General features: G+C 70.5%; 15 protein-coding genes. 10 read left to right on the top strand and 5 right to left on the bottom strand.

Annotated elements, in window-relative coordinates:
* The first annotated feature begins 1 nt into the window (after position 1).
* Together ACKUU6_RS00360 and ACKUU6_RS00355 are read left to right on the top strand one after the other, a co-directional pair.
* On the top strand, positions 2–2,644 hold the full coding sequence (locus ACKUU6_RS00360; protein ID WP_407986308.1) for a DEAD/DEAH box helicase: 2,643 nt from the start codon (positions 2–4) through the stop codon (positions 2,642–2,644).
* Between the two features lie 83 nt (positions 2,645–2,727).
* Positions 2,728–3,102 (top strand): hypothetical protein, encoded by a 375-nt coding sequence (locus ACKUU6_RS00355; RefSeq protein WP_407986307.1) that lies wholly within the window; start codon positions 2,728–2,730, stop codon positions 3,100–3,102.
* Here ACKUU6_RS00355 and ACKUU6_RS00350 read toward each other — a convergent pair.
* A protein-coding gene (locus ACKUU6_RS00350; protein WP_407986306.1) for an IS3 family transposase occupies positions 3,086–4,338 on the bottom strand; the annotation gives its coding sequence in 2 pieces (ribosomal slippage) (positions 3,086–4,056 and positions 4,056–4,338; 1,254 coding nt in all). The genes ACKUU6_RS00355 and ACKUU6_RS00350 overlap by 17 nt on opposite strands.
* 189 nt (positions 4,339–4,527) lie before the next feature.
* The gene (locus tag ACKUU6_RS00345; RefSeq protein ID WP_407986305.1) at positions 4,528–4,989 is read right to left on the bottom strand and encodes a hypothetical protein; all 462 of its coding nucleotides are present in this window, start codon (positions 4,987–4,989) and stop codon (positions 4,528–4,530) included.
* Between the two features lie 268 nt (positions 4,990–5,257).
* On the opposite strand from ACKUU6_RS00345, the gene ACKUU6_RS00340 reads away from it, so the two are divergent.
* Positions 5,258–5,869: a hypothetical protein gene (locus ACKUU6_RS00340; RefSeq protein ID WP_407986304.1), complete on the top strand. Its 612-nt coding sequence runs from the start codon at positions 5,258–5,260 to the stop codon at positions 5,867–5,869.
* A gap of 55 nt (positions 5,870–5,924) precedes the next feature.
* Here ACKUU6_RS00340 and ACKUU6_RS00335 read toward each other — a convergent pair whose 3' ends face one another.
* The 3 genes from ACKUU6_RS00335 to ACKUU6_RS00325 form a co-directional block, all read right to left on the bottom strand.
* Positions 5,925–6,182 carry a hypothetical protein gene (locus ACKUU6_RS00335; protein WP_407986303.1) on the bottom strand — a complete coding sequence of 86 codons (258 nt, stop codon included), beginning with the start codon at positions 6,180–6,182 and terminating at the stop codon, positions 5,925–5,927.
* 684 nt (positions 6,183–6,866) lie between these two features.
* Complete coding sequence (locus ACKUU6_RS00330; RefSeq protein WP_407986302.1) at positions 6,867–9,176, bottom strand: FtsX-like permease family protein; 2,310 nt, start codon at positions 9,174–9,176, stop codon at positions 6,867–6,869.
* Positions 9,173–9,883 carry an ABC transporter ATP-binding protein gene (locus ACKUU6_RS00325; protein WP_407986301.1) on the bottom strand — a complete coding sequence of 237 codons (711 nt, stop codon included), beginning with the start codon at positions 9,881–9,883 and terminating at the stop codon, positions 9,173–9,175. The genes ACKUU6_RS00330 and ACKUU6_RS00325 overlap by 4 nt, the downstream gene beginning before the upstream one ends.
* A gap of 45 nt (positions 9,884–9,928) precedes the next feature.
* Here ACKUU6_RS00325 and ACKUU6_RS00320 point away from each other — a divergent pair, with 45 nt between their 5' ends.
* From ACKUU6_RS00320 to ACKUU6_RS00290, 7 genes are all read left to right on the top strand, one after another.
* A complete protein-coding gene (locus tag ACKUU6_RS00320; RefSeq protein ID WP_407986299.1) occupies positions 9,929–10,849 on the top strand; it encodes a sensor histidine kinase in 921 nt (306 codons plus the stop codon).
* Positions 10,846–11,598 carry a response regulator gene (locus ACKUU6_RS00315; RefSeq protein ID WP_407986297.1) on the top strand — a complete coding sequence of 251 codons (753 nt, stop codon included), beginning with the start codon at positions 10,846–10,848 and terminating at the stop codon, positions 11,596–11,598. The genes ACKUU6_RS00320 and ACKUU6_RS00315 overlap by 4 nt, the downstream gene beginning before the upstream one ends.
* A gap of 261 nt (positions 11,599–11,859) precedes the next feature.
* Entirely contained in the window at positions 11,860–12,132 is a 273-nt protein-coding gene (locus ACKUU6_RS00310; RefSeq protein WP_407986295.1) for a hypothetical protein, read from the top strand.
* Positions 12,129–12,677, top strand: coding sequence for a PIN domain-containing protein (locus tag ACKUU6_RS00305; protein ID WP_407986294.1), 549 nt, complete (start codon positions 12,129–12,131; stop codon positions 12,675–12,677). Before ACKUU6_RS00310 ends, ACKUU6_RS00305 begins: the two co-directional genes overlap by 4 nt.
* Entirely contained in the window at positions 12,674–13,468 is a 795-nt protein-coding gene (locus ACKUU6_RS00300; protein WP_407986293.1) for a hypothetical protein, read from the top strand. Before ACKUU6_RS00305 ends, ACKUU6_RS00300 begins: the two co-directional genes overlap by 4 nt.
* A 256-nt stretch (positions 13,469–13,724) precedes the next feature.
* Positions 13,725–13,874, top strand: a complete 150-nt coding sequence (locus ACKUU6_RS00295) for a hypothetical protein (RefSeq protein WP_407986292.1) — start codon at positions 13,725–13,727, stop codon at positions 13,872–13,874.
* 96 nt (positions 13,875–13,970) lie between these two features.
* A complete protein-coding gene (locus ACKUU6_RS00290) occupies positions 13,971–14,786 on the top strand; it encodes a DUF6042 family protein (RefSeq protein WP_407986290.1) in 816 nt (271 codons plus the stop codon).
* Positions 14,787–15,230 lie beyond the last annotated feature (444 nt).

Here is a 15,230-nt window from a genome sequence, read left to right as displayed (position 1 = left end):
CGTGGACACCACGACCAGTACCGCCATCGAGCAGGACGTTCCGTCCGGGCTGCGTGGCCAGGCTTTGCTGCCCGCCCAGGCCGAGCCGCCCGTCCTGGTGAACCCGCTGCCGCTGCACTGGTTCCAGAAGGACGCTGTCGCCGCCGCCGTGAAGGCCGTCAAGAACGGCGGCCGCGCGACGATCGTCGCTGCGACCGGCTCCGGTAAGACGTTGATCGCGGCCGGGTGCGCCCGGCGTCTGGCGGCGAGGGGTCTGGTGCTGGTGCTGGTGCCGACGATCGAGTTGCTGGAGCAGACTGCCGCCGCCTGGTCGCTGAAGGGCGGCCGCCGGGGTCTGGCGGTCGCGGCGTGTTCGCGGGCGGAGGCGCTGGAGAGCGCGGAGGCCGGCGGCCGCGTCGACGCACATGTGACCACCCGGGCCGCCCGGATCGCGGACCTGGTCGCCAAGGCCGAGCCCGGGGACCCGGTGACCGTCTACGCCACCTACGCCTCCCTTGAGCGGATCGTCGCCGCGCACAAGGACTTCGGGCTCCCCGTCTGGGACGCCGTGGTCATCGACGAGGCCCACCGGACGGCAGGCTCGGAGGGGAAGGCGTGGGCGGCGATCCACTCCGACGCCAAGGTCCCCGCGCTGCGGCGGCTGTACTTCACCGCCACCCCGAAGATCGCCGACGACTCGAAGGCCAAGGCCGGGCTGGCCGACCTCACCGCAGGCGGCGACGGCCAGGGCGCGGAGCAGCTGCCCGCGCTCTGCTCCATGGACGACCCGGCCGTCTACGGCGAGACGGTGTTCACCTGGACCCTCGGACAGGGCATCGAACACGGCTACCTCGCCGACTACCGGGTGCTGGTCCCCGTGGTGACGGATGAGGACCTGCGCGAACTCCTCAACCTCCCCGCCGTCGCCGACCTCCGCTCCCAGCGCTCCAACGAGGAACTCCTGCGCATGGCCCTGCAGATCGCGGTGCTGCGCGCCGTCGCCGACCTGCAGCTGCGCCGGGTCATCACTTTCCACTCCCGCGTCACCGCCGCCCGGGAGTTCGCCGCCACCATGAACGCCACCGCCGAACTGCTGCCCATCGCCGACCGCCCCGAGCGGGTGACCGCCCTCGCGGTCGCTGGCTCCGACAAGCTCAAGGACCGCCGGGCCGCGTTCGCCACCTTCACCGCCTCCACCGGCGAGCGGCCGGGGGAGGAGGGCGAGGAGTGCTGCATCATCTGCAACTCCCGGCTCCTGAACGAGGGCATCGACGTGAGAAGTGTGGATGCGATCGTCTTTTCGGATCCGAAGTCGAGCGTCATCGACGTGGTCCAGGCCGTCGGCCGGGCCCTGCGCCAGGCCTACCGGCAGGGCAAGGTCTCCTGGATCATCATCCCCGTCTACCTCCCCACCCCCGAGATCGGCGACGACACGATGGCCGCCGACCCGGCCGAGATCACCGACGCGGGCGAGGCCGTGAAGGCCGAGGCCGACGACGAGATCGAGGCGTCCTCCTTCCGCACGATCTGGCGCGTCCTGCGCGCCCTGGCCGCCCACGACGCCCGCGTGGTCGGCCGGATCACCGAGCTGCGCACCAAGCGGGCCGGGGAGAAGGAGGACGTCACCGAGGCGGAGGCGGGCGAGGAGTCCGGCGAGGCCGGGGACAACGGGCAGCCAGCCGCCCCGGAGGAGGCGCCGGTGGACTGGCTGCGGATCAACGCCCGCAAGCACGCCGCCCAGATCCTGCGCACCGTGAAGCTGCGCGCGTTCAACCCGCACGCCACCGAGTGGCAGCGGATGTTCGACCTGGCCGCAGCATTCCAGGCCGGGCACCACCACCTCGACCCCACCGACAAGACCCACGACGCCGCGCTCATCTCCTGGCTGGACCGCCAGCGCTACCTGCGCGGCGCCGGTCTGCTCTCCCCAGTGCGGATCCACGAGCTGGACCAGCTCGGCATGATCTGGGACAAGCACGCCCGCTCCTGGGACCGCGGCTACGCCCACGCCCGCGCCTGGGCCGAAACCCACGGCCACCTCGCGGTCCCGGCCGCCGAGAAGCTCGACGGCCACGCCGTCGGCGCCTGGGTCGGCCGCCAGCGCAAGAACACCAAGCTGACGGCAGATCAGGACGCCAAGCTCACCGCCCTGGACGCGATGTGGCGGATCGAGCCGGACTGGAACCGCTCCTACCGCCGGATGCTGGCCTACCTCGCGAGCGACGGCACCCTGGAGGGCCCGGCCAACCGCACCGGCGGCGAAGCGGACCCGACCTTCCGGCCCGGGGCGTGGCTGCGCAAGCAGGAGAAGGCCACCGCCGACGGGAAGCTGACGGTCCAGCAGACGGCCCTGCTGGACGCGCTGTCCACCGTTCAGGCCGAGCAGCAAGTGCAGGAGGAGGACCAGGAGCAGGACCAGGGCCCGGCCGAGGGCTCGGTCACCTGGACCGCCGAATGGACGTGCGGCGCGTGCGGCGACGGAGGAGACGCGCAGTTCGAGGACGGCACCAGCGTCGACGCCGACCACGACTGCGACCAGGACGACGGTCCCGAGATCGGCTGGGAGGGCCGGGCCGAGTGCTCCGCCTGTGGCTGGTCCACCGAGACCGACTTCCCCGACGGCGAGTACATCGAGTCCAACCACCACTGCGCCACCGACCAGTAGCAGCACACCGCCCACGGGGGCGGCCCGGCCGCCGGGCCGCCCCCGTCACCCTCTCTTCGCTGACCCGGAAGGCAGTACCCGCGATGACCGACACCACCCCTCCCGGCCCCGCCACCGCGCCCGCCCCGCTGGAGCTGCTCTCCAGCCGTAGCCAGCCGCTGCCCGCCCACCGGGACCTGGGCCGGGCGATCCTCGACTCGGCGCTGGTGCGCGGTGCGATCTGGCTGCGCTGGTCCGGCCACGACGGGATCCGCACCCTCCACCACGGCGACGGCCTCGCCCGCGGCTGGGTGGAGAAGGACCTCGACGGCCACGAGGGCTGGGCCGCCCTGGTCGACGGGCGGCTCGTCGCCACCCGCGACGGTGACGGCCGCACCCAGCCCGTTCTGCACGCCGAGTCCTGGGAAGCCGGGGTGAACCGCCCCGGGTTCGGTAGAGATCTCAGGTTGTGGCTGTGACCAGGGGTTTCGTGGTCGACAGGTAGTAGTTTTCCTCGTACTCGACAGGCGGGACGTGGCCTATCTCACCGTGGAGTCGTCGGTGGTTGTACCAGTCGGTCCACTCGGCGGTGGCGAGCTCGACGTGCGAGAGCGTCTTCCAGGGCCGCTGGGGCTTGATCACCTCGGTCTTGTACAAGCCGATGGTGGATTCCATCAGGGCGTTGTCGTAGGCGTCGCCGACGGATCCGATCGAGGCCGCGATATCGGCGGCGTCCAGGTGCTCGGCGAGCCGGAAGCTCGTGTACTGCGACCCGGCATCCGAGTGATGTATCAACTCGCCTCGCTGGTGGGGGAATCCGTCGCGGTCGCGCTGCCACAGTGCCATGTCCGGCGCATCCAGGACGAGCCGGGCCTCCTTGGTGGTTGCGGCCGACCAGCCGACGATACGGCGGGAGAAGGTGTCCACGACGAAGGCGACGTAGACGACTCCGGACCAGGTGGCGATGTGCGTGAAGTCGGCGACCCAGCAGCGGTTCGGCGCGCTGGCGACGAAGTTGCGGTCCACGAGGTCCGGGGCGCGTTCGGCGGCCGGGTCCGCGATGGTGGTGATGACCTTCTTGCCGCGCACGGCGCCGGCGATGCCGAGTTCGCGCATCAGCCGCTCGACAGTGCAGCGGGCAACCGTGTGGCCTTGCCGGCCCAGCTCACGCCAGATCTTCCGGGCCCCGTAGACGCGGTAGTTGGCGTTGTAGACCTCCTTGATCAGCGGCTTGAGTTCCTCGTCGCGCACGGTGCGGGCGGCAGGCTGGGCCAGGCGCTTGCGGTGGGCGTAGTAGGTGGAGGGGGCGATGCTGCAGCCGTGCTCGGTCAGCACGCGGCAGATCGGCTCGACGCCGCCGAAGCGGCCCCGGTGCTCGTCGATGAACGCTACGAGCGCAGGTGTGGCCGGTCGAGCTCGGCCGCGAAGAAACTCGCTGCGGCCTTGAGGATCTCGTTGGCGCGCTTGAGCTCGGCGATCTCCTTCTTCATCGCCTTGATCTGCGCGGACTCCTCTGTGGTCGTGCCCGCACGCTGTCCGGAGTCGACCTGGTCGCGCCGGACCCAGTTGCGCAGCGTCTCGGCGGAGCCGATGCCCAGCTTCTCCGCGACGGCCCGCAGCGCGGCCGACTCGTTCGGGTAGTCACCGAGGACCTCGGCGACCATGCGCACCGCACGACGGCGCAGCTCAGGAGGGTAGGAAGAGGGACGTGCCATGACTCGAATCCTTACACGAAATCGAGTCCCCACCGAACCCGGGGCGGTTCACCACTGCTTTGCCTACCGGCCTTGACACACAGGCGCAACACCTAACTGAACGGCGTTGGTACTAGGCCGGCACGAGCAGGCGGCGGTGTGGCTGCAGATCTGGGCTGACCTGGGGAGGACGCCGAGGACCATCGATGCCTACGCCCGCGGACTGACCGAGTACCTGCTGATGTGCGAGCGGGACGACGTCGACCCGGTGACCGCGAATCGCGCGCACATCGCTGTCTTTGTCCGGGAGTTGACGTCGCGGCCGCACCGGCGGGGTGTGAACGTGGTGTCGATCAACTCCGGTTCGGCCCGCTCCTCGCCCGTCCGGACCGCCCGCTCGCAGGCCCGCATGAGCAGGGTCATCAGAGAGCCGATGTGGCCGGTGGTGCGCGCGAACAGGTCGTCGGCCAGGTCGTCGGCCAGCATCCCGGGATACTTCTCGGCCAGCACCAGACGTTGTTCCAGAGCCAGTAGCAGGCTCCGCCACTGGAGGCGCCCCCGCTCGTCCTCGATACGGAACGGCTCCAGCCCCAGCGGGGTGACCCGCCGTTCGAGCTGGGGGTCCAGGTAGAGCCCCTTGCCTCTCAGATCGTGGCCGATGAACAGCAGCATCGCGGGAACTCGTTAGCGATGAACTTGAAGTGGTTGCTCAGCTCCGTCCCGGACTTGCTCTGGAACTGAAGGAACTGAAGATCGTCGACTTTACCGACCGCAGGAGCTCGGACACCGGCTCTGAACTGCGACTATCCATAGACTACATGTCCGTGACGGTGCCTCACGTGCTTCTGGTGTCGCCCGATGGGGTAGTTCTCAAGTGCCCTCGTCGGGCGGACCGTATTTCACTGTCCACCAACAACAAGATCGACTATGTTGCGGTGCCATGAGAGGCAGAGACCAGTCGGTGGACATTGCTGGACTCGATGGTGCCTGGAACAGGTCGTGGCCCAAGTGCCCGCCGGAGGCCCGACGTCTGCGCCACCGGTTCCCGGAGCGGTGGGTCCGCTTCCACGCTCTCCCGGGGAGCAAGAGGTATGCGACCTCGGACGCCGAGCACGCCGAGATCCTGCGTCGCCACCACGCGCTTCTGGAGGATCTCCTCGGCGAGGTCACGGTCGGCGATGGAGGATTGGTGGCAATCACCTGCTCGTGGTCCGCGACCGGTTTCCCGACTCCGCGAGACACTATGGTCGCTGCCACCACGCCCGGGGCCGCGCACTGGCGAAGCGATGACCTGGCCGTCGAGCCGGGCTTCCACTCATGGCAGCACCACTACGTCTCCGCGACGGACCTGCACGATCCCGCACTGGACCGGCTCCTGCTCTGTGTGGCCGACGACATGACCTCCGGCGTCATCCTGACCGAACCCGCCTGCGCGTGGGCTGTCCACCCCTATGACGGCGGCGTGGACCTCTTCGCCGAGAGCACCAAGGTTCGTGACCAACTCGCCGGCAGATATGCCGAGTGGCTGCCGTCGAGGCCGAAGGGGACGTGACCTGGAACGGCGTCAGGAAGACGAGGGAGGCTCGACAGCTCCGGCCAGGCGGAGATCACGACTGACCTTCCCCTATGTGGGGGTCGGCGCCGGAGAGCACATCGAGGTAGGCATCCCAGAGGCCGGTGCCGGTGAAGCCTTGGTAGGTGCCGAGGAGACTACGGCCGATCAGCTCCGCGCCCCGGCGCCTGCCGATGTCTACCGTCTCCTGGGACACGGCAGCCAGCTCGAAATCCTCCACCGACCCGTCGAGACCGTAGAGCGGCCGCAGGAAGACCACCGAGCCTGGCATAGCGGCCAGGATCTCTTCCACGACCGTCACCTCGGAGTCGTCCTGCGCCGGGCCACCGGTGGGTTGAGGCGCCGAGGGCCGCCTGTGGTCGGTCATGCACCGAGCATGTCACGGCCCTGCTCCGGCCGGAAACCCGCATGCCGACCACGTGGTGCGCTCCCAGGGCCGCGGCAAAGTGACGCTTCGTCCGGTTTGGTGATCACGTGATCCCGAGGGGGGTGTGGGGGCTTCTGGCGTTGCGTCGCAGGCCGGCTGCGATGTTGGTTGCCCCAGCGAGTCGGAGTGCGCCGATGGCGAGGTTTCGCCCGGTGGCCATCGCGCGGGGTGCGTTGCCGGTCCGTAGTTGGGAGGCGTCCTCGGCGAAGGTGGTGTCCCGGACATGGTGCAGTGGGGATTGTACTCGCGTCCGAGGAGGATCAGCTGGTTGAGGTGGGCGGCCTTACCCGTGACGGCCAGCGCGTGGCGCCCGGAGAACGTCCAGGGCACTGGGCGGAGGAGCCGTCCCGCCAGTGCGGGACGATCAGGCGCCCTTGACCTCGATCAGCTGATGACAGCGCGCGCATACATGAAGCGGACCGTGCCACCCAGCAGTCGGCCCTCAGCGGTGCGCGTCTCCCGCGATGGTCAGCACAGGAGCGTATCTGTAGAGCCAAGCCAGCCGTCGGCTGGCTTGGCTGGTTCCAGAGGCTGGTGCTGACGGGGGATCTACTCGGTGTGCAGCACCGAGGCGATGGTCGTCCTGGCCGCCGCCCGGGCCGGGACCAGGGCGCCGAGGACGGCGATCGCCACACCCGCCAGGAGCATCGCGGCCAGCTGCGGCGCGTGCCACACGTCCTTCATGTGCTCCGGGAAGTCGACCACGCCGACATGGTCCACGGCGAGGCGGTGGGCCACGATCCCGAGCGGGATGCCGAGCAGACCGCCGGCCGCGCCGAGCCCGGCGACGGAGGTCACCGTCATCACCACCACCTGCCGGGGGGTCATGCCGATCGACTTGAGCATGCCCAGGTCCCGGCGCCGCTCGCGGGTGTTGAGGAGCACGGTGTTGAAGACGCCGAGGGAGGCGACGGCGGTGAGCAGCACCGTGAACACCGTGGAGAAGGTGATGACGGTGGCGGTACCGGCGTTGCTGGAGTCGAGGACCGACGCGTGCAGGCCCGGGTCGAGCGCCGCGACCGCCTCGGCGTAGGCGCGCGCGTCGGCGCCGGGGGCGAGCCGCACCGTGTACTCGGAGGCGGGGGAGCCCGGTGCCAGCTGGGTGTAACTCTCCCAAGTGGCTTCCAGAGCACGGGCGTTGCCCTCGATGACCTGGCCCACCACGGTCGCGCTGATCTTTCTGCCGTTCAGCTCCAGGGTGACCCGGTCGCCGAGTTTGAGGCCGCGCTGGGTCAGGAAAGCCGGCCCGGCAACGACCTCGCCCGCCGCGGCCGGTGCCCGGCCCCGGACGATGCTGTGCTTGTACCCCGAGTCGTCGCCCCGGTAGAAGTCGGCGAAGACGGGCTGGTTCTGGCCGGTCATGTTCGCCTGGGACAGCGCGCGGGCCCGTACGCCCTTCGCGCCCGGCAGGGAGCGCAGCTGTTCCTCGATCTGCACGTCACTGAGGCGGGGCGGGGTCCCGTCCTTGCCCGACCCCCCGGTCGTCACATGGATTCGGGTGCCTCCGTCCTCCTTCCCGACGTTGCCGAAGGCCGCCATGGTGCTGGTGAGTCCGGTCGACAGGGTCACCGTGGTGACCCCGAGGACGATGGCCGCCAGGGTCAGCAGGGTGCGGGCGGGGCGGGCGAAGGGCTGGCCCAGGCCCAGGCTGACCGGGCGCGGCAGCCGGGTGGCTCCGAGCATCCGCTGGACGCGCAGCCCGCGCCCGGTCCGCGGCGCGGCGCCGGCGCTGATCGCCCGTGCGGCGGGCAGCCGGTGGGCGCGCAGGGCGGGGACCATCGCGGTCAGCAGAACGAGGAGGGGCATGCCCACGAGGCAGGCCACGGACACCCACGGGCTGATGTCGCCGACCGAGGCCCGGCCCACGTCGATGCCGGTGAACGCGACCTTCAGGATCGGCCCGGCCAGCGCGTTGCCGGCCAGCGTGCCAAGGGCGCAGCCCACCACGGCCGGTACGGAGAGCATTGTCAGGTAGACGGCGACGACCTGGTTCGGGGTGAAGCCCAGGGCCTTGAGGACCCCGATGTGGCGGTACCCGGAGACGACCGCCCCGCTGACCACGTTGCCGACGATCAGGACGGAGACCAGCAGACCAAGGACACCGAAGAGCGTCATGAACGGGAGATATGAGTCGGCCAGCGCGGAGAAGGCCTGCTTGAGGGTGAGGTAGGTCTGCGTGCCGGTCAGTGCTTCCTCGGGCAGTCCCGTGGTGGCCCGTGCCAGCCCGGCGCTTAGCTCGGCCTCCGTGGCGGAGTCCGTGAAGCGGTAGAGCATCTGGGCGGAGGTCGGGTGCAGTGTGCTCATCGTCTCGGGTGAGACCCAGGCGCTGGCCGACTTGCTCATGCTGGTGGCGAATCCGACGACGGTCAGGGGTGCTCCGCCGGGGACCTCCAGCCTGGTGCCGAGCAACGCCGTGCCGGGGGAGCCCTGGACGGACCAGTTGACGACGATCTCGCCGGGGGCGGTGGCCCAGTGGCCCTCCAGGAGCTCGATCCGGTCCACCGGGCCCGCCGGATCGGCCCGGCCCACCACACTGAGGGTGCCGCCCGCCATCCAGAGCCAGTCCTTGGGGATGTCGACGACGGCCTGCCCGAACGGTCCGGCCGCGGCCGCCACCCCGGGCTGCCGGGCGGTCCGCGCCAGCTGCTCCGGGGAGACCTTCGTGGTGTCGAAGGCCGCCACCGTGTGGGCACCGCGCTGTTCGGCGTAGGCCTTGTCGAAGGGGCTGGAGGCGGCGGTCAGCAGGGCAAGTGCGAGCAGGACGGTCGTGGTGGAGCAGAGCACGACGAGTCCGACGACGAAGGTCTGGAGCCGGCGGCGCTTCACGGCCGCTCGCGAGGCTCTCCACACGGCGCTCACGCGGTCGCCTCCAGCGTGCTCTCGCGGGCGACTCGGCCGTCGGCGACTTCGATGAGGCGGCTGGCGCAGCGGGTGGCCAGATGCGGGTCGTGGGTGACGATCAACAGGGTCTGGCCGATCTGGTTGAGGTCGATCAGCAGGTCCATCACCTGCTCGCCCGACCGGCTGTCGAGGGCACCGGTCGGCTCGTCGGCGAGGAGCAGCGCCGGGCGGTTCATCAATGCCCGTGCGACGGCTACGCGTTGGCGCTCGCCTCCGCTCAGCGTGGCCGGATAGTTGTTGCGGCGCTCGGCGACGCCCAGTTCGTCCAGGAGCTCCAGGGCACGGCGGCGCGCCTGGCGGGCCGGGGTGCCGGTCAGCTGCGCGGCCAGGGCCACGTTGTCCAGGACGGGCAGGTCGTCGATGAGGTTGAAGAACTGGAAGATCATGCCGACGTTCCGCCGCCGGAACAATGCCAGGCCGGTCTCATTCAGCTTCCCGAGGTCATGGCCCTGCACCTCGACCGTGCCCGAGGTCGGCCGGTCCAGGCCGGCCACCATGTTGAGAAGGGTGGACTTGCCACAGCCGGAGGGGCCCATCACGGCGACCGCGTCGCCCGCCCGGATCTCCAGCGACAGGCCGTCCAGGGCCTTCGCGTCGCCGTACTCCTTGTGTACGCCGTCCAGCCGCACCACTACCTGCCGGGCACCGTCATGATCAGTTGTCATACCTCGAACCTAGGCCGGGGCCGATGGCGGGACGTCACCCCCCGGATGTATCTGTTCGGGGAGGTCATCCTGGGGATGTACGGAGCCGCGTCCGGGGTGCCGATGCGGGGCGCCTCGTACACCTGCGAGGATGAGCAGGTGGGGGAATCTTGGACGGTCTGGCTGGTCATGGCTCTGGCGGCCGTCGGCGCCGCCGGTTGGCAGTACGCGGCGGCGGTGCGCGCGCGACGGCTGCACCGGGCGGCCATCGAGGAGCGCGGCTGGCTCCTGGAGCGGGAGCGCGAGAGCGCGTCCCGGACCGCTGTCGACGCCGAACGCGCCAGGATCGCCGCCGAGCTCCACGACATCGTCAGCCACAACGTGAGCCTCATGGTGGTCCAGGCCGGGGCCGCCCGCGAGGTCCTGGCCACGATGCCCGAGGAGGCGGCGGCGGCAATGAGCGCCGTCGAGACCGCCGGACGGAACGCGATGACTGAGCTGCGGCACCTGCTCGGCCTGCTCGCACCCGCGCAGAACGGCGACGACGAACCCTATGACGTCGATCTGTCACCGCAGCCGAGCCTGAGCCGGCTCAGCCCGCTGATCGACCGGATCGCCTTCGCCGGCCTGCCCGTGGAGATGCGCATCTCCGGTGAGCCGCGCCCGCTGCCGACCGGGATCGACGTCACCGCCTACCGGATCATCCAGGAGGCCCTGACCAATGCCCTCAAACACGGGGACGGAGCGAAAGCCGAGGTGACGGTGCGATACGCGGACAATCACCTGCGGGTCGAGGTGCTAAACAGCGGGCCGAGCGTCCTGTCGGGCGGCCGGCCCGCGACGGCCCCGGGCAAGGCGGACGGGACGGGCCGCGGGCTGCTCGGCCTTCGGGAGCGGGTCGCCGTCTACGGCGGCGATCTGGACGCTCGCCGCCGCCTCGGCGGCGGCTACCGCGTCCGCGCCCGGATCCCGCTGGACCGGCCATGACGACGCGCACCGAGCCCGCCCCTCGCGTCGTGATCGCCGACGACCAGGAGCTGGTCCGCACCGGCTTCCGCCTGATCCTGACCGCCCGTGGCCTCGACGTGGTGGGCGAGGCCGGTGACGGAGCCGAGGCCGTGGCCGCCGTGCTGAGGCTGCGGCCCGACGTCGTCCTGATGGACATCCGGATGCCCGTCATGGACGGCCTGGAGGCTGCCCGCCGCATCCTCGCGCAGGCCCCGGACTGCCGGGTGATCATGCTGACCACCTTCGACCTCGACCAGTACGTCTACGCAGCCCTTGCCGCCGGAGCCAGCGGATTTCTGCTCAAGGACGTCACCCCCGCGCATCTGGCCGCCGCCGTACGCCTGGTTGACACCGGTGACGCCCTGCTCGCACCCGCGATCACCCGCCGCCTGGTGGAGCGCTTCGCCCCCAGCCCGCCCAGAACCGGTTCGGGTCTCGCAACCCCGGCCGTCCACCGAGACCTGGCCGCGCTGACGCCGCGAGAGCGCGAGGTGCTGACGCTCATGGGCCAGGGCCTTTCCAATTCCGAACTGGCGCGGGAGCTGACGCTCAGTGAGGCGACCGTGAAGACCCACGTGGCCCGGATCTTCGCCAAGCTGACCCTGCGCGATCGGGCCCAAGCCGTCGTCCTCGCCTACGAGACAGGACTCGTCTCACCGGGCGAGGCCGCCGACACCGCCTACCCCTGCCGCGGTGACCGTGCGCGAGTGGATGGAACGGATGACTGACGGACAGTCTGAGGAAACGACATCACCCGGAGACCGCAGCCGGCCGACACGTCGTGATACTGAAGGGAAACGTCCTGGTCACAGCGGTGGCGTCTGACACCGAAGGTGAGAACCCACACCCCCACCAGCCGGCTGTCGACCACACCGAACCCGCCCAGTAGATCGCTCACGCAAGAGGGACCGACCCGCTGACAACCCGTCAGCCGCTACCGTCATCCTGCGGACCGTTGCCACGGCCGCCGCCGCACCCGGGAGGGGCCGATGAGTCCGCAGTCCGAACCCGTCCCCGACCCGGGCCAGGCGCAGCCGTCGATCACCGCGTCCGTCACGATGTCCGGGGTGGAGGCGCAGATCCTGCGGGACCTGGCCGCCGTGCTCGGCCGCACCCCGGAGGAGCTGGCGATCGAGCACGCCGCCGGCCTCCTGCCGATCCCCACCGAACCGCTGCCGCCGGTGGACTGGGCGCTGTTCGACGGGCCGCCGGACCTGGCCACCCGCGCCGACGAATGGATGCACGAAGGCACCGGCCGGTGACCGCCACCGCCCCGCTCGGCGTCGCGGTCGCCGACACCTCCGTCCTGCTCGCGGCCTTCAACCGCAAGGACGACCTGCACCAGCAGGGCGCCGACGCTCTGTCCCTTGCCCGGGTCCTGATCGTCTCCCCGATGGTGATGACCGAGCTCGACCACCTCCTGGCCCGCCGCGCCGGAGAAGCCGAGGCCATCAACGCGGTCACGAGGCTCGGCGCGCTCGCCGGACAGGGCTTCGTCGTCCTCCCACCCACCGACGGCGCCTGTACGCCGACGCCGAAGCCCTGCTCCGCCAGTACCAAGGCCTCGCCCTCGGCCTGGCCGACGCCGCCAACGCCGTCCTCGCCTGGCGCCTCCAGAAGCCGGCCATCCTCTCCTTCGACCACCACTACCAAGACGTCCTCGCCCCGCCGAAGGGCGGCCCGCGAATCGACATCCACCCGGGCCCGCTCCACCGCCGACGCCCCGCCCTCCCGACTGTCAGGGCCGCACGGTAGCGTTGCCGTCACACCGAGCGACGAACCACGGTGCGGGAGGGGAACGGCATGAACGAGACCGACCAGGCCGACGAGCAGGACACAGTCCTCGACACCGAAGCGGACACGGACCCGCCGTTCACCTGGCACACCACCCGCGCCGCCGCCTTCACCGTCCAGACCGACCTGGCCGACGCGGCGAAGGCCGCCCCGGGCAGCGACGAGTGGAACGACGGCCTGCTCAACGCCTCGATGTACTACCGAGTCCCCGACCGCGCCGCCGCCGAGCTGCGCCGGATCGCCGACCTCGCCGACAGCCTCTCCCAGGGCCTGGAGAAGCTAGCCCGGGTGTCCGACGACGATGACTGGGAGAGCTTCGATCCGGCGGCCGTCGACCTGCCGGCCATGACCGCCGAGGTCCTGCAGTTCGGCCTCTTCGCCGACGCAATACTCGTCGGCGCGGCCGACCAGCACCGCGAAGCGCTCTCCGAGCTGGCCAACCCGACGTTCGACAGCGCCTACGCCGTCTGGAACGCCGACAAGCACGACCTCGCCGAATCCCTCCTGGGCCACCTGCGCGTCCTGATCGGCACGAACCCCGGCACCGGCCGCACCTACGTGTACCGCTGGCTCCTGCTGACCGAGTTCACCGCCCGGGCCATCGACGGCGACCTCGCCGCCGAGAACATCCTCAACGCGGTCGGCCTCGGCGCCGACCGCGTACACCGCGCCAAGGCCCTTGGTTTGAGCGACTCAACCGACCCCGCCTTGCGAAAGGCCATCGCCCAAGCCGAGCGCGACCTCGCCGCCCGTCGTTCCGAGTTCGCCAGGTGGGCCGACGCGGTCCTGGCCCGCACCAACTGAGCCGGCGGCGGAGCGGAGCATGCGGCCGCCCCGACGCCCACGCCCGTCGCATGCGCGAATCCCACCGCGCCGCGCCCGCCGACCCGTACCCCGCAGCGGTGCCGCGTGAATCCCCGGAAATGGCCGGGCCCCTCACGCTCGTCGACGTGAGAGGCCCGGCCATCAGCGTACGCAACGCCTTCCAGCCAGAACCGGCGATCAGCCTTCCCGCAGCGCCCGCGCCCGCCATCCTGGAAGCGGCTTCGGGAGGGGAGAGATGGACTTCGAGTACGACTGCTGGGACTGCGAGGCGACCAACTCGGTGTACGGCGAACCGCTTGGCTTCTTCAGCGTCCACAGCTACCGGCTGCCCTACGACTGGACTTGCTTCAACTGCGGCGCCGTCAACATCACCCCCGACGACTGACCCCGGCGTCGGCAGGACCGCTCAGCACGGCGCGGGAGCCCACCGGAGGCGGCGTAGCCTACCGACCGACGGCACACCGACGATCTTGGGGGAGCCATGGCCGAGACGGCCTCTCTGCTGGACTGGACCGATGACGAGATGCGCGGGGAGCACCTACGCCGCGCCGCACGGGGAGGCTGGTCGAGGATCCGCCCCATGGCGGCGATGATGCTGATCATCGGCTCCGTCATGGAGGGCGCGCCCTTCACCCGCGAAGAGCTCGGCCCGTTCGTCTCCACGACAGACAACCCCACCGGCCTGCTCACCCACTCCTGCTGGGACACCGGCGACGACTTCGACGAAGAAGCGACCGCCGAAGCCGCCGCGGCCCTGCCCGGCCAGATCGCCGACGCCACCCGCTACGCCGCCCACTACGGCCTGCCGCCGCTGGAGACCATCGACGACGTCATCACCCTGCTCGTGACGGCCAAGGTCCTGCACGAGCTCCCGGACGACGCCGGCGTGCTGCGCCTGCACCCGGCCAGCCCGCTGCCGTTCCCGAGCGAGGTCCTGCCGCTGAGCGCCGAGGAGGAGCAGGTGCAGCGCGAGCTGCGGATGAGCCTGGTCTACTCCGACGACTCGTTCGAGATCATCGGCATGTTCGAACCGGACGGGCGCCGCATTGAAGAGGTCACCACCAGCCTGCAGCGCCTGGCCCGAGCCATCGACGGCGACCCCCACGACGCCCGCCAGGCGGTCCTGCTGCTGCTCGGCGAAGGCGACTTCACCGCCACCGAGGAGGACATCACCTCGGTCGCCGAGCACAAGGTGTTCCGGCTGCGGTGCGACTGGGAGAAGTTCGACCAGAGCCGCATCTCCATCCACGGCGTCAACGACGACGGCCAGCTCGTCGTGACCCTCCCGGAGGACTGACAGCGCCACCTGGCCGACGGGGTCGGGAACTGCGCCCGCCGAGTGTCGCGTGTTGGTCAGCTGTCCCGTTCCGCGCCGCAGAACTTCGCCAGCCACCTGAACAGCGGGCGTGCACTCGGACACATGCGCCTTCGCGAGCTCAGCGGCTGGGATGTGGGACCAGCAGCTAGAGGGGGATGATCCTCGTCAGCCGGACGACGTAGTTGTGGCTGTCGATGACGTACTCGACCAGGCCACGTCGGTCAACCGACGCAATCCGTTGACCTGCGTCTTTACGCGCGCCTGAGTGCGTACCCTCCCTTGCTGTGCAAGATCACTTCCCAGAGTGCTGGTCGGAGTGCTGGGTCGACCGCGCCCTCTCCTGGCGCGGCGGCTGTCGCACTCCGCGAACCGACGGCCACGCACTGCTGGCGGCCCTGGGGTTCCTCACCGCCAGCCCGTGCG

Origin of the sequence: Kitasatospora sp. CMC57 (assembly GCF_045866025.2) — a bacterium.
Lineage (GTDB): Bacteria > Actinomycetota > Actinomycetes > Streptomycetales > Streptomycetaceae > Kitasatospora.
This window is presented reverse-complemented; position numbering and strand designations above follow the sequence as displayed.